This window comes from Streptococcus symci, from assembly GCF_006385165.1.
Taxonomy (GTDB): Bacteria; Bacillota; Bacilli; order Lactobacillales; family Streptococcaceae; genus Streptococcus; species Streptococcus symci.
On sequence record NZ_VFJA01000001.1, the window covers coordinates 187,875 to 201,198 of the forward strand.

The following is a 13,324-nucleotide window of genomic DNA, read 5'->3' on the forward strand; positions in this document are numbered from 1 at the left end:
CAATGTTAGTACCTAAACGTGTTAAACACCGTCGTGAATTCCGTGGAAAAATGCGCGGTGAAGCAAAAGGTGGAAAAGAAGTAGCATTCGGTGAATACGGTCTTCAAGCTACAACTAGCCACTGGATCACTAACCGCCAAATCGAAGCTGCTCGTATCGCCATGACTCGTTACATGAAACGTGGTGGTAAAGTTTGGATTAAAATCTTCCCACACAAATCATACACTGCTAAAGCTATCGGTGTGCGTATGGGATCTGGTAAAGGGGCACCTGAAGGTTGGGTAGCACCAGTTAAACGTGGTAAAGTGATGTTCGAAATCGCTGGTGTATCTGAAGATATCGCTCGCGAAGCGCTTCGTCTTGCTAGCCACAAATTGCCAGTTAAATGTAAATTCGTAAAACGTGAAGCAGAATAAGGAGAAGGCATGAAACTTAATGAAGTAAAAGAATTTGTTAAAGAACTTCGTGGTCTTTCTCAAGAAGAACTCGCGAAGCGCGAAAACGAATTGAAAAAAGAATTGTTTGAACTTCGTTTCCAAGCTGCTACTGGTCAATTGGAACAAACAGCTCGCTTGAAAGAAGTTAAAAAACAAATCGCTCGTATCAAAACAGTTCAATCTGAAGCGAAATAATAGACTAGGGAAGGAGAAATTTCAATGGAACGCAATAATCGTAAAGTTCTTGTTGGACGTGTTGTATCTGACAAAATGGACAAGACAATCACAGTTGTAGTTGAAACAAAACGTAACCACCCAGTCTATGGTAAACGTATTAACTACTCTAAAAAATACAAAGCTCATGATGAAAACAATGTTGCCAAAGAAGGCGATATCGTACGTATCATGGAAACTCGCCCGCTTTCAGCTACAAAACGTTTCCGTCTTGTAGAAGTTGTTGAAGAAGCGGTCATCATCTAATCAAACCTGAAAGGAGAAAACTGAAATGATTCAAACAGAAACTCGTTTGAAAGTCGCAGACAACAGCGGTGCTCGCGAAATCTTGACTATCAAAGTTCTTGGTGGTTCAGGACGTAAATTTGCAAACATCGGTGATGTTATCGTGGCATCTGTAAAACAAGCTACTCCTGGTGGTGCGGTTAAAAAAGGTGACGTTGTTAAAGCAGTTATCGTTCGTACTAAATCAGGTGCTCGTCGTGCTGATGGTTCATACATCAAATTTGACGAAAACGCAGCAGTTATCATCCGTGAAGACAAAACTCCTCGCGGAACACGTATCTTTGGCCCAGTTGCACGTGAATTGCGTGAAGGTGGCTTCATGAAGATCGTGTCACTAGCTCCAGAAGTACTTTAATTTTTAGAAACAAACTAGTCCCCTGGATTTACCTCCAGGGTGCCCTTATGGGCGTAAGAAAAATCAAGGAGAAACCTAATGTTTGTAAAAAAAGGCGACAAAGTTCGCGTAATCGCTGGTAAAGATAAGGGAACAGAAGCTGTTGTCCTTACTGCCCTTCCAAAAGTAAACAAAGTTATCGTTGAAGGTGTTAACATCGTTAAGAAACACCAACGTCCAACTAACGAGCTTCCTCAAGGTGGTATCATCGAGAAAGAAGCAGCTATCCACGTATCAAACGTTCAAGTTTTGGACAAAAATGGTGTAGCTGGTCGTGTTGGTTACAAATTTGTAGACGGTAAAAAAGTTCGCTACAACAAAAAATCAGGCGAAGTGCTTGATTAATCACGAAGGAAAGGAGAAGTATAATGGCAAATCGTTTAAAAGAAAAATATCTTAATGAAGTAGTTCCTGCTTTGACAGAACAATTCAACTACTCATCAGTGATGGCTGTGCCTAAAGTAGATAAGATCGTTTTGAACATGGGTGTTGGTGAAGCTGTATCAAACGCTAAAAGCCTTGAAAAAGCTGCTGAAGAATTGGCACTTATCTCAGGTCAAAAACCACTTATCACTAAAGCTAAAAAATCAATCGCCGGCTTCCGTCTTCGTGAAGGTGTTGCGATCGGTGCAAAAGTTACCCTTCGTGGTGAACGTATGTACGAATTCTTGGATAAATTGGTTTCAGTTTCACTTCCACGTGTACGTGACTTCCACGGTGTTCCAACAAAATCATTTGATGGACGCGGAAACTACACACTTGGTGTGAAAGAACAATTGATCTTCCCAGAAATCAACTTCGATGACGTTGACAAAACTCGTGGTCTTGACATCGTTATCGTAACAACTGCTAACACTGACGAAGAGTCACGTGCATTGCTTACAGGCCTTGGAATGCCTTTTGCAAAATAATATAGGAGGTAAATCTAATGGCTAAAAAATCAATGATTGCTAAGAACAAACGTCCAGCGAAGTTCTCTACTCAAGCTTATACTCGTTGTGAAAAATGTGGTCGTCCACATTCAGTTTACCGCAAATTTAAACTTTGCCGTGTTTGCTTCCGTGAATTAGCTTACAAAGGACAAATCCCTGGTGTAACAAAAGCATCTTGGTAATTTAAGATATCAAGGGCGTCAAAACTCCAAGTGAAAATAGGAAACTTGACGAAGAAACTGAAGTTTCTAGGAAAGTTTATCTTTTTCACACAGAGTTTAGCCCGGGTTCAGTTGGATTTGCCAATTTGAACACGAGCTACAGCTTTGGCAAAAAAGACCAATTTGCTTTGGAGCATCGCTCCTGCATCAAATTGCCTATTTTTGCTCGTGCTGTTACGCTCTTTGTATCATGTATTAACTAGCAAGTGCAACTTGCAAACTACTAGTAAGAGGAGAAAAACAAAATGGTTATGACTGACCCAATCGCAGACTTCCTAACTCGTATTCGTAACGCTAACCAAGCTAAACACGAAGTACTTGAAGTACCTGCATCAAACATCAAAAAAGGGATTGCTGAAATCCTTAAACGCGAAGGTTTTGTAAAAAACGTTGAAATCATCGAAGATGACAAACAAGGCATCATCCGTGTATTCCTTAAATACGGACCAAACGGTGAAAAAGTTATCACTAACTTGAAACGTGTTTCTAAACCAGGACTTCGTGTCTACAAAAAACGTGAAGACCTTCCAAAAGTTCTTAACGGACTTGGAATTGCTATCCTTTCAACTTCTGAAGGTTTGCTTACTGATAAAGAAGCACGCCAAAAGAATGTTGGTGGAGAAGTTATCGCTTACGTTTGGTAAAATCAAGATACAAAGCTCGTAAAGAACAAAGCAAAATTAGGAAGTTGGAGAAGTTTGTTTACAAACAAGCCAACTTATCTATTTTGCACAGTTCTTAGAGCGTGTTCAGTTCAGCTCTTGAACTAAATAAGTATCCGAACCCCGTGAAAACTGGCCGTTCTGGCCTGACAATTTAACAGGAGAAATAAACATGTCACGTATTGGTAATAAAGTTATCGTGTTGCCTGCTAGTGTTGAAATCACTAACAATGACAACGTTGTAACTGTAAAAGGACCTAAAGGAGAACTTACTCGTGAGTTCTCAAAAGATATTGAAATCCGTGTGGAAGGTACTGAAGTAACCCTTCACCGTCCAAACGATTCAAAAGAAATGAAAACTATCCATGGAACTACTCGTGCCCTTTTGAACAACATGGTTGTTGGTGTATCAGAAGGATTCAAGAAAGAACTTGAAATGCGCGGGGTTGGTTACCGTGCACAACTTCAAGGATCTAAACTTGTTTTGGCTGTTGGTAAATCTCATCCAGACGAAGTTGAAGCTCCAGAAGGAATTACTTTTGAGCTTCCAAACCCAACAACAATCGTTGTTAGCGGAATTTCAAAAGAAGTAGTTGGTCAAACAGCTGCTTACGTACGTAGCCTTCGTTCACCAGAACCATATAAAGGTAAAGGTATCCGTTACGTTGGTGAATTCGTTCGCCGTAAAGAAGGTAAAACAGGTAAATAATGTTGAGTGGTTGCTTCTCAACCAACAACTTATTTTCCAACTTTGTGCATAGCACACGATTTAAAACTAAAGAGGTGAAAACTGTGATTTCAAAACCAGATAAAAACAAACTCCGCCAAAAACGCCACCGTCGCGTTCGCGGAAAACTCTCTGGAACTGCTGATCGCCCACGTTTGAACGTATTCCGTTCTAATACAGGCATCTACGCTCAAGTGATTGATGACGTAGCGGGTGTAACGCTCGCAAGTGCTTCAACTCTTGACAAAGAAGTTTCAAAAGGAACTAAAACTGAACAAGCCGTTGCTGTCGGTAAACTCGTTGCAGAACGTGCAAACGCTAAAGGTATTTCAGAAGTGGTGTTCGACCGCGGTGGATATCTATATCACGGACGTGTGAAAGCTTTGGCTGATGCAGCTCGTGAAAACGGATTGAAATTCTAATAGGAGGACACTAGAAAATGGCATTTAAAGACAATGCAGTTGAATTAGAAGAACGCGTAGTTGCTGTCAACCGTGTTACAAAAGTTGTTAAAGGTGGACGTCGTCTTCGTTTCGCAGCTCTTGTTGTTGTTGGTGACCACAACGGTCGCGTAGGATTTGGTACTGGTAAAGCTCAAGAAGTTCCAGAAGCAATCCGTAAAGCAGTAGATGATGCTAAGAAAAACTTGATCGAAGTTCCTATGGTTGGAACAACAATCCCACACGAAGTTCTTTCAGAATTCGGTGGAGCTAAAGTATTGTTGAAACCTGCTGTAGAAGGTTCTGGAGTTGCCGCTGGTGGTGCAGTTCGTGCCGTTGTGGAATTGGCAGGTGTGGCAGATATTACATCTAAATCACTTGGTTCTAACACTCCAATCAACATTGTTCGTGCAACTGTTGAAGGTTTAAAACAATTGAAACGCGCTGAAGAAGTTGCTGCCCTTCGTGGTATTTCAGTTTCTGATTTGGCATAAGAAAGGGGATAAAATGGCTCAAATTAAAATTACTTTGACTAAGTCTCCAATCGGACGCATTCCATCACAACGTAAAACTGTTGTAGCACTTGGACTTGGCAAATTGAACAGCTCTGTTATTAAAGAAGATAACGCTGCTATCCGTGGTATGATCACAGCAGTATCTCACTTGGTAACAGTTGAAGAAGTAAACTAATGAATTTTTAGGGGATGTGCACTATACCATCCCCTAAAACTAGATATAGTCATCTATGATGACGTCGTATAGGCGAGTTGATGGGGGAGACAACCTTTTCTCCCTTATCGGCGCTAGCATTTTACAAAAGAGGAGAAAATAAAAATGAAACTTCATGAATTGAAACCTGCAGAAGGTTCTCGTAAAGTACGTAACCGCGTTGGTCGTGGTACTTCATCAGGTAACGGTAAAACATCTGGTCGTGGTCAAAAAGGTCAAAAAGCTCGTAGTGGTGGCGGTGTACGTCTTGGTTTTGAAGGTGGACAAACTCCATTGTTCCGTCGTCTTCCAAAACGTGGATTCACTAATATCAACGCTAAAGAATACGCAATTGTGAACCTTGACCAATTGAACGTCTTTGAAGATGGTGCTGAAGTTACTCCAGTTGTTCTTATCGAAGCAGGAATTGTTAAAGCTGAAAAATCAGGTATTAAAATTCTTGGTAACGGTGAGTTGACTAAGAAATTGACTGTGAAAGCAGCTAAATTCTCTAAATCAGCTGAAGAAGCTATCACTGCTAAAGGTGGTTCAGTAGAAGTCATCTAAGAGAGGTGACCTATGTTTTTTAAATTATTAAGAGAAGCTCTTAAAGTCAAGCAGGTTCGATCAAAAATTTTATTCACAATTTTTATTGTTTTGGTTTTTCGTATCGGAACTAGCATTACAGTTCCTGGTGTGAATGCCAATAGCTTGAATGCTTTAAGTGGATTATCCTTCTTAAACATGTTGAGCTTGGTGTCAGGGAATGCCATGAAAAACTTTTCAGTTTTTGCTCTTGGTGTTAGTCCCTACATTACGGCTTCTATCGTTGTCCAGCTCTTGCAAATGGATATTTTACCAAAATTTGTAGAGTGGGGTAAACAAGGGGAAGTAGGTCGAAGAAAATTAAATCAAGCTACTCGTTATATTGCTCTTGTTTTAGCCTTTGTGCAATCTATCGGGATTACAGCTGGTTTTAATACTTTGGCTGGAGCTCAATTGTTGAAAACAGCTCTTACTCCACAAGTTTTTATCATGATTGGTATCATCTTAACAGCTGGTAGCATGATTGTGACTTGGTTGGGAGAGCAAATTACAGATAAGGGATACGGAAATGGTGTTTCTATGATTATCTTTGCCGGGATTGTTGCCTCAATTCCAGAGATGATTCAGGGCATCTATGTGGACTACTTTGTGAACGTCCCAAGTAGCCGTATCAACTCATCTATTATTTTTGTAATCATTTTGATTATTACTGTATTGTTGATCATTTACTTTACAACTTATGTTCAACAAGCAGAATACAAAATTCCTATCCAATATACTAAAGTTGCACAAGGTGCTCCATCTAGCTCTTACCTTCCTTTGAAGGTAAACCCTGCTGGAGTTATCCCTGTTATCTTTGCAAGTTCGATTACTGCAGCGCCTGCGGCTATTCTTCAGTTTTTGAGTGCTACAGGTCATGATTGGCCTTGGGTGAGAACAGCACAAGAAATGCTGGCAACAACTTCACCAACTGGTATTGCCATGTATGCTTTGTTGATTATTCTCTTTACATTCTTCTATACGTTTGTACAGATTAATCCTGAAAAAGCGGCAGAGAACCTACAAAAGAGCGGTGCCTATATCCACGGAGTCCGTCCTGGTAAAGGTACAGAAGAATATATGTCTAAACTTCTTCGTCGTCTTGCAACTGTTGGTTCCCTCTTCCTTGGTGTGATTTCCATATTACCGATTGTGGCAAAAGATATCTTTGGACTTTCAGAAGCAGTTGCTTTTGGAGGTACTAGTCTTTTGATCATTATCTCTACAGGTATTGAAGGAATCAAGCAATTAGAAGGTTACTTACTGAAACGTAAGTATGTTGGTTTCATGGATAGAACAGAATAAAATAGAAGTATTTACTTGAATAGTAAATGCTGAGGGAGTGGAGGTTTAACTCTAACATTTGTAAGAGTTTGGTCTCCCCTCTTCTATTTTGTTTTTAAATAGGGGTGAAAAGATTTTTTGCTTCTATTTAAAAATAAAATAAGGAGATCAAATAATGAATCTTTTGATTATGGGCTTACCTGGTGCAGGTAAGGGAACTCAAGCAGCAAAAATCGTAGAACAATTCCATGTTGCACATATCTCAACAGGTGATATGTTCCGCGCTGCTATGGCAAATCAAACTGAAATGGGTGTTCTTGCTAAGTCATACATTGACAAGGGTGAATTGGTTCCTGACGAAGTGACAAATGGAATCGTAAAAGAACGTCTTTCACAAGATGATATTAAAGAAACAGGATTCTTGTTGGATGGTTACCCGCGTACAATCGAACAAGCTCATGCCTTGGACAAAACATTGGCTGAACTTGGCATTGAACTAGAAGGTGTCATCAACATTAAAGTGAATCCAGATAGCCTCTTGGAACGTTTGAGTGGCCGTATCATCCACCGCGTAACTGGAGAAACTTTCCACAAGGTCTTTAACCCACCAGTTGACTATAAAGAAGAAGATTACTACCAACGTGAAGATGATAAGCCTGAGACAGTAAAACGTCGTTTGGACGTTAATATTGCTCAAGGAGAACCAATCATTGCTCACTACCGTGCTAAAGGTTTGGTTCATGACATCGAAGGTAATCAAGATATCAATGATGTCTTTTCAGATATCGAAAAAGTATTGACAAATTTGAAATAAAGCGTTTTTCACACTTGCAAAAATCCGCTACAAATGTTATACTGAGATAGTCTGACTTATAATTGTTGTCTCTGTGTCTAGAGGCATCGAATCGAAATTTATGGAGGTGCTTTTGCGTGGCAAAAGACGATGTGATTGAAGTTGAAGGCAAAGTAGTTGATACAATGCCGAATGCAATGTTTACGGTTGAACTTGAAAATGGACATCAGATTTTAGCAACAGTTTCTGGTAAAATTCGTAAAAACTATATTCGTATTTTAGCGGGAGATCGTGTTACTGTCGAAATGAGTCCATATGACTTGACACGTGGACGTATCACTTACCGCTTTAAATAATCGAAAAACTTGGAGGGATAAGAAATGAAAGTAAGACCATCGGTCAAACCAATTTGCGAATACTGTAAAGTTATTCGTCGTAATGGTCGTGTTATGGTGATTTGCCCAGCAAATCCAAAACACAAACAACGTCAAGGATAAGATAGAAAGGAGAAAACATGGCTCGTATTGCTGGAGTTGACATTCCAAATGACAAACGTGTAGTAATCTCATTGACTTATGTTTATGGTATCGGACTTGCAACATCTAAGAAAATTTTGGCTGCTGCTGGAATCTCAGAAGATGTTCGTGTACGTGATCTTACATCAGATCAAGAAGATGCTATCCGTCGTGAAGTGGATGCAATCAAAGTTGAAGGTGACCTTCGTCGTGAAGTAAACTTGAACATCAAACGTTTGATGGAAATCGGTTCATACCGTGGTATCCGTCACCGTCGTGGACTTCCTGTCCGTGGACAAAACACTAAAAACAACGCTCGCACTCGTAAAGGTAAAGCTGTTGCGATTGCTGGTAAGAAAAAATAATATAGGAGGTAAAAGTCTTGGCTAAACCAACACGTAAACGTCGTGTGAAAAAGAATATCGAATCTGGTATTGCTCATATTCACGCTACATTTAATAACACTATTGTTATGATTACTGATGTGCATGGTAATGCAATTGCTTGGTCATCAGCTGGTGCTCTTGGTTTCAAAGGTTCTCGTAAATCTACACCATTCGCTGCTCAAATGGCTTCTGAAGCTGCTGCTAAATCTGCACAAGAACACGGTCTTAAATCAGTTGAAGTTACTGTAAAAGGTCCAGGTTCTGGTCGTGAGTCAGCTATTCGTGCGCTTGCTGCCGCTGGTCTTGAAGTAACAGCAATTCGTGATGTGACTCCAGTGCCACACAATGGTGCTCGTCCTCCAAAACGTCGCCGTGTATAATCATCGCATTACACTGCTTTTCGTTTAAGAGGGAGTAACTAAATGATCGAGTTTGAAAAACCAAATATAACAAAAATTGATGAAAATAAAGATTATGGCAAGTTTGTAATCGAACCACTTGAACGTGGCTACGGTACAACTCTTGGTAACTCTCTTCGTCGTGTACTTCTAGCTTCTCTACCAGGAGCAGCTGTGACATCTATCAATATTGATGGTGTGTTACATGAATTTGACACAGTTCCAGGTGTTCGTGAAGACGTGATGCAAATCATTCTGAACATTAAAGGAATTGCAGTGAAATCGTACGTTGAAGACGAAAAAATCATCGAACTGGATGTTGAAGGTCCTGCTGAAGTAACAGCTGGTGACATTTTGACAGATAGCGATATTGAAATTGTAAATCCAGATCATTATCTCTTTACAATCGGTGAAGGTTCTTCCCTAAAAGCGACTATGACTGTTAACAGTGGTCGTGGATATGTACCTGCTGATGAAAATAAAAAAGATAATGCACCAGTTGGAACACTTGCTGTAGATTCTATTTATACACCAGTTACAAAAGTCAACTATCAAGTGGAACCTGCTCGTGTAGGTAGCAATGATGGATTTGACAAATTAACCCTTGAAATCTTGACAAATGGAACAATTATTCCAGAAGATGCTTTAGGGCTTTCAGCACGTATTTTGACAGAACATCTTGATTTGTTTACAAATCTTACTGAGATTGCTAAGTCAACTGAAGTGATGAAAGAAGCTGACACTGAATCTGACGATCGTATTTTGGATCGTACGATTGAGGAACTGGACTTGTCTGTGCGTTCATACAACTGTTTGAAACGTGCCGGTATCAATACTGTGCATGATTTGACAGAAAAATCTGAAGCAGAGATGATGAAAGTACGAAATCTTGGACGCAAGAGTTTGGAAGAAGTGAAACTCAAACTCATTGATTTGGGTCTTGGATTAAAAGATAAATAAAGGAGGAATACATGGCTTACCGTAAACTAGGACGCACTAGCTCACAACGTAAAGCAATGCTTCGCGATTTGACAACTGACCTTTTGATCAACGAATCAATCGTGACAACTGAAGCTCGTGCTAAAGAAATCCGTAAAACTGTTGAAAAAATGATTACTCTAGGTAAACGTGGTGATTTGCATGCACGTCGTCAAGCAGCTGCTTTCGTACGTAATGAAATCGCATCTGAAAACTATGATGAAGCAACTGATAAGTACACTTCTACTACAGCACTTCAAAAATTGTTCTCAGAAATCGCACCTCGTTATGCTGAACGTAACGGTGGATACACTCGTATCCTTAAAACTGAACCACGTCGTGGTGATGCAGCGCCAATGGCGATCATCGAATTAGTATAAAATCATCAATTTTGTTGAGTGTTATGATGATGGAGTCTTGTGCTCTTAGTCTAGCTCTGGTCTACCGCTAGGATCTCGGTCCTAGCGGGAACACTCATCATAAGTTGGGATAGTAGACGCTTGTTTACGAAATTGTTTTTTGCTTAAGAACAACTTCGTAAGCAGGCGTTTTTGAGTATTTTCGTTAGAATTATGCTATACTATTTGAAAAGAATCCTGTTTAATGTTCAGGTTTCCTAATTAAAAGAAGAATTGGAGTTTGCTTATGAAAGCGATTATAACTGTTGTTGGTAAAGATAAATCTGGAATTGTTGCAGGTGTTTCTGGTAAAATTGCAGAATTGGGGTTGAATATTGATGATATCTCTCAAACCGTCTTGGATGAATATTTCACGATGATGGCTGTCGTCTCTAGTGATAAAAAGCAAGATTTTACCTATCTTCGTAATGAATTTGAAGCTTTTGGGCAAACTTTGAATGTAAAAATCAATATTCAGAGTGCAGCGATTTTCGAAGCTATGTATGATATCTAGGAGGTGCACATGGATATTAGACAAGTTACTGAAACCATTGCCATGATTGAGGAGCAAAACTTCGATATCAGAACCATTACCATGGGGATTTCTCTTTTGGACTGTATTGATCCAGATATCAATCGTGCTGCGGAGAAAATTTATCAAAAGATTACGACCAAGGCAGCTAATTTAGTGGCTGTTGGCGATGAAATTGCGGCTGAGTTGGGGATTCCAATCGTTAATAAGCGTGTATCGGTGACTCCTATCTCTTTGATTGGGGCAGCGACAGATGCGACGGACTATGTGGTTCTGGCAAAAGCGCTTGATAAGGCTGCGAAAGAGATTGGTGTGGACTTTATTGGTGGTTTTTCTGCCTTGGTACAAAAAGGGTATCAAAAGGGAGATGAGATTCTCATCAATTCTATTCCTCGTGCTTTGGCTGAAACGGACAAGGTCTGCTCGTCAGTCAATATCGGCTCAACCAAGTCTGGTATCAATATGACGGCTGTCGCAGATATGGGACGAGTTATCAAGGAAACGGCAACTCTATCTGATATGGGGGCGGCTAAGTTGGTTGTATTCGCTAATGCTGTTGAGGACAATCCGTTTATGGCGGGTGCCTTTCATGGTGTTGGGGAGGCAGATGTTATCATTAATGTCGGAGTTTCTGGTCCTGGTGTGGTGAAACGTGCCTTGGAAAAAGTTCGTGGACAGAGCTTTGATGTAGTAGCCGAAACAGTTAAGAAAACTGCCTTTAAAATCACTCGTATCGGTCAATTGGTTGGTCAAATGGCCAGTGAGAGACTGGGTGTGGAGTTTGGTATTGTGGACTTGAGTTTGGCACCAACTCCTGCGGTTGGAGACTCTGTAGCACGTGTCCTTGAGGAAATGGGACTAGAGACAGTTGGTACGCATGGAACGACGGCTGCCTTGGCTCTCTTGAATGACCAAGTTAAGAAGGGCGGAGTTATGGCCTGCAACCAAGTCGGTGGTTTGTCTGGCGCCTTTATCCCTGTTTCAGAGGATGAAGGAATGATTGCTGCAGTGCAAAATGGCTCTCTTAATTTAGAAAAACTAGAAGCTATGACGGCTATCTGTTCCGTTGGTTTGGATATGATTGCCATCCCAGAAGATACTCCTGCTGAAACCATTTCCGCCATGATTGCGGATGAGGCTGCAATTGGTGTCATTAACATGAAAACAACAGCTGTTCGTATCATTCCCAAAGGAAAAGAAGGCGATATGATTGAATTTGGTGGCCTATTAGGTACTGCACCTGTTATGAAAGTCAATGGGGCTTCGTCTGTTGATTTCATCTCTCGTGGAGGACAAATCCCAGCACCAATTCATAGTTTTAAAAATTAAGAAAATAGGAGAAATTTTAAGTTCTATTTAAGGTTGGATGTGTATACTATAATCATTAAATAAAGACCTCCTAATATTATTTGAAACAGATAACACTGATTTAGTTTGAATTTGATTTTCATCTAATATCTTTATTTAATGAACTCCTAAACTTTTTCATAATAATCTCCTGCAAAAGTCACCTGTCTGGGTGGCTTTTGTTTTATCATCCATGATATAATAGAAGCAAACGGAGGACGGAAAATGGTAAAAGTACGATTGTATTTGGTACGTCATGGCAAGACTATGTTTAACACGATTGGTCGCGCGCAAGGTTGGAGCGATACTCCCTTAACAGCTGAAGGTGAGCGAGGGATTCAAGAATTAGGAATCGGTTTGCGAGAATCTGGTTTACAGTTTGAACGTGCTTATTCCAGTGATTCAGGGCGCACCATTCAGACAATGGGAATTATCCTTGATGAACTTGGCTTGCAGGGAAAAATCCCTTATCGCATGGATAAGCGTATCAGAGAATGGTGTTTCGGTAGTTTTGATGGAGCCTACGATGGTGATCTTTTCATGGGCATTATTCCTCGTATCTTTAATGTGGACCACGTTCATCAATTGTCTTATGCTGAACTGGCTGAGGGTTTGGTAGAGGTCGATACAGCTGGTTGGGCTGAAGGTTGGGAAAAACTCAGTGGTCGAATCAAGGAAGGTTTTGAAGCGATTGCCAAAGAAATGGAAGAACAAGGTGGGGGCAACGCTCTCGTTGTCAGCCACGGAATGACCATCGGAACCATTGTTTATCTGATTAATGGCATGCATCCGCATGGTCTAGATAATGGTAGCGTGACTATCCTTGAATATGAGGGCGGCCAGTTTAGAGTTGAGGTTGTCGGTGACCGTAGTTACCGAGAACTAGGACGGGAGAAGATGCAAGAGACAAATAGTTAATAGAAGTTAGCTCTAAATGTGAGCTAATTTTTTATACTGCTAAATAAGTTGGATTTGCGATTCGGTCTTTCTTGCTATCCAAGTCTAAAAGAACATTTCTCGTCTTTCAAATTCCCTCAAAAATGGTATAATAGTAACATCACAAAATTG

General features: G+C 40.4%; 24 protein-coding genes. All 24 read left to right on the forward strand.

The features are described 5' to 3' along the window. The first annotated feature begins 2 nt into the window (after nucleotides 1-2). The 24 genes from rplP to FJN11_RS01045 all read left to right on the forward strand — a co-directional run bounded on the left by rplP (nucleotide 3) and on the right by FJN11_RS01045 (nucleotide 13,174). Complete coding sequence (gene rplP, locus FJN11_RS00930; protein WP_140223850.1) at nucleotides 3-416, forward strand: 50S ribosomal protein L16; 414 nt, start codon at nucleotides 3-5, stop codon at nucleotides 414-416. A gap of 9 nt (nucleotides 417-425) precedes the next feature. Next, nucleotides 426-632 carry a 50S ribosomal protein L29 gene (rpmC, locus tag FJN11_RS00935; protein WP_000772918.1) on the forward strand — a complete coding sequence of 69 codons (207 nt, stop codon included), beginning with the start codon at nucleotides 426-428 and terminating at the stop codon, nucleotides 630-632. Nucleotides 633-656: 24 nt separating this feature from the next. Further along, a complete protein-coding gene (gene rpsQ, locus FJN11_RS00940; protein WP_000440801.1) occupies nucleotides 657-917 on the forward strand; it encodes a 30S ribosomal protein S17 in 261 nt (86 codons plus the stop codon). A 25-nt stretch (nucleotides 918-942) separates the two neighbouring features. Beyond that, a complete protein-coding gene (rplN, locus tag FJN11_RS00945; protein ID WP_000616545.1) occupies nucleotides 943-1,311 on the forward strand; it encodes a 50S ribosomal protein L14 in 369 nt (122 codons plus the stop codon). Nucleotides 1,312-1,389: 78 nt separating this feature from the next. Next, on the forward strand, nucleotides 1,390-1,695 hold the full coding sequence (gene rplX / locus FJN11_RS00950; protein ID WP_000497691.1) for a 50S ribosomal protein L24: 306 nt from the start codon (nucleotides 1,390-1,392) through the stop codon (nucleotides 1,693-1,695). A 23-nt stretch (nucleotides 1,696-1,718) separates the two neighbouring features. Beyond that, the gene (rplE, locus tag FJN11_RS00955) at nucleotides 1,719-2,261 is read left to right on the forward strand and encodes a 50S ribosomal protein L5 (RefSeq protein ID WP_000013542.1); all 543 of its coding nucleotides are present in this window, start codon (nucleotides 1,719-1,721) and stop codon (nucleotides 2,259-2,261) included. 17 nt (nucleotides 2,262-2,278) lie between these two features. After that, a complete protein-coding gene (locus FJN11_RS00960) occupies nucleotides 2,279-2,464 on the forward strand; it encodes a type Z 30S ribosomal protein S14 (protein ID WP_001085697.1) in 186 nt (61 codons plus the stop codon). A gap of 284 nt (nucleotides 2,465-2,748) precedes the next feature. Further along, on the forward strand, nucleotides 2,749-3,147 hold the full coding sequence (gene rpsH / locus FJN11_RS00965) for a 30S ribosomal protein S8 (protein ID WP_000245504.1): 399 nt from the start codon (nucleotides 2,749-2,751) through the stop codon (nucleotides 3,145-3,147). Nucleotides 3,148-3,337: 190 nt separating this feature from the next. Further along, nucleotides 3,338-3,874: a 50S ribosomal protein L6 gene (gene rplF, locus FJN11_RS00970; protein ID WP_049552542.1), complete on the forward strand. Its 537-nt coding sequence runs from the start codon at nucleotides 3,338-3,340 to the stop codon at nucleotides 3,872-3,874. Between the two features lie 83 nt (nucleotides 3,875-3,957). Then, nucleotides 3,958-4,314 carry a 50S ribosomal protein L18 gene (gene rplR / locus FJN11_RS00975; RefSeq protein ID WP_000624044.1) on the forward strand — a complete coding sequence of 119 codons (357 nt, stop codon included), beginning with the start codon at nucleotides 3,958-3,960 and terminating at the stop codon, nucleotides 4,312-4,314. Nucleotides 4,315-4,331: 17 nt separating this feature from the next. Beyond that, on the forward strand, nucleotides 4,332-4,826 hold the full coding sequence (gene rpsE / locus FJN11_RS00980; RefSeq protein WP_000874202.1) for a 30S ribosomal protein S5: 495 nt from the start codon (nucleotides 4,332-4,334) through the stop codon (nucleotides 4,824-4,826). A 13-nt stretch (nucleotides 4,827-4,839) separates the two neighbouring features. Continuing rightward, the gene (rpmD, locus tag FJN11_RS00985) at nucleotides 4,840-5,022 is read left to right on the forward strand and encodes a 50S ribosomal protein L30 (protein ID WP_000057241.1); all 183 of its coding nucleotides are present in this window, start codon (nucleotides 4,840-4,842) and stop codon (nucleotides 5,020-5,022) included. Nucleotides 5,023-5,166: 144 nt separating this feature from the next. Then, on the forward strand, nucleotides 5,167-5,607 hold the full coding sequence (gene rplO, locus FJN11_RS00990) for a 50S ribosomal protein L15 (protein ID WP_000766087.1): 441 nt from the start codon (nucleotides 5,167-5,169) through the stop codon (nucleotides 5,605-5,607). Between the two features lie 12 nt (nucleotides 5,608-5,619). Further along, nucleotides 5,620-6,930 (forward strand): preprotein translocase subunit SecY, encoded by a 1,311-nt coding sequence (gene secY, locus FJN11_RS00995; protein ID WP_049552541.1) that lies wholly within the window; start codon nucleotides 5,620-5,622, stop codon nucleotides 6,928-6,930. Between the two features lie 154 nt (nucleotides 6,931-7,084). Next, nucleotides 7,085-7,723 (forward strand): adenylate kinase, encoded by a 639-nt coding sequence (locus FJN11_RS01000; RefSeq protein WP_049552540.1) that lies wholly within the window; start codon nucleotides 7,085-7,087, stop codon nucleotides 7,721-7,723. 116 nt (nucleotides 7,724-7,839) lie between these two features. Beyond that, nucleotides 7,840-8,058 (forward strand): translation initiation factor IF-1, encoded by a 219-nt coding sequence (gene infA, locus FJN11_RS01005; RefSeq protein ID WP_001029883.1) that lies wholly within the window; start codon nucleotides 7,840-7,842, stop codon nucleotides 8,056-8,058. A 24-nt stretch (nucleotides 8,059-8,082) separates the two neighbouring features. After that, nucleotides 8,083-8,199 (forward strand): 50S ribosomal protein L36, encoded by a 117-nt coding sequence (rpmJ, locus tag FJN11_RS01010; protein ID WP_001808836.1) that lies wholly within the window; start codon nucleotides 8,083-8,085, stop codon nucleotides 8,197-8,199. A 17-nt stretch (nucleotides 8,200-8,216) separates the two neighbouring features. Next, on the forward strand, nucleotides 8,217-8,582 hold the full coding sequence (gene rpsM, locus FJN11_RS01015; protein WP_000090781.1) for a 30S ribosomal protein S13: 366 nt from the start codon (nucleotides 8,217-8,219) through the stop codon (nucleotides 8,580-8,582). A 17-nt stretch (nucleotides 8,583-8,599) separates the two neighbouring features. Continuing rightward, nucleotides 8,600-8,983 (forward strand): 30S ribosomal protein S11, encoded by a 384-nt coding sequence (gene rpsK / locus FJN11_RS01020; RefSeq protein WP_001118385.1) that lies wholly within the window; start codon nucleotides 8,600-8,602, stop codon nucleotides 8,981-8,983. Between the two features lie 42 nt (nucleotides 8,984-9,025). Further along, complete coding sequence (locus FJN11_RS01025) at nucleotides 9,026-9,961, forward strand: DNA-directed RNA polymerase subunit alpha (RefSeq protein ID WP_000568988.1); 936 nt, start codon at nucleotides 9,026-9,028, stop codon at nucleotides 9,959-9,961. Nucleotides 9,962-9,972: 11 nt separating this feature from the next. Beyond that, nucleotides 9,973-10,359: a 50S ribosomal protein L17 gene (rplQ, locus tag FJN11_RS01030; RefSeq protein WP_000331493.1), complete on the forward strand. Its 387-nt coding sequence runs from the start codon at nucleotides 9,973-9,975 to the stop codon at nucleotides 10,357-10,359. Between the two features lie 265 nt (nucleotides 10,360-10,624). Further along, on the forward strand, nucleotides 10,625-10,891 hold the full coding sequence (locus tag FJN11_RS01035) for an ACT domain-containing protein (protein WP_140223851.1): 267 nt from the start codon (nucleotides 10,625-10,627) through the stop codon (nucleotides 10,889-10,891). A gap of 9 nt (nucleotides 10,892-10,900) precedes the next feature. Next, nucleotides 10,901-12,238, forward strand: a complete 1,338-nt coding sequence (locus FJN11_RS01040) for a PFL family protein (protein WP_049552539.1) — start codon at nucleotides 10,901-10,903, stop codon at nucleotides 12,236-12,238. A 243-nt stretch (nucleotides 12,239-12,481) separates the two neighbouring features. Beyond that, entirely contained in the window at nucleotides 12,482-13,174 is a 693-nt protein-coding gene (locus tag FJN11_RS01045; protein WP_049552538.1) for a histidine phosphatase family protein, read from the forward strand. The last annotated feature ends 150 nt before the right edge of the window (nucleotides 13,175-13,324 follow it).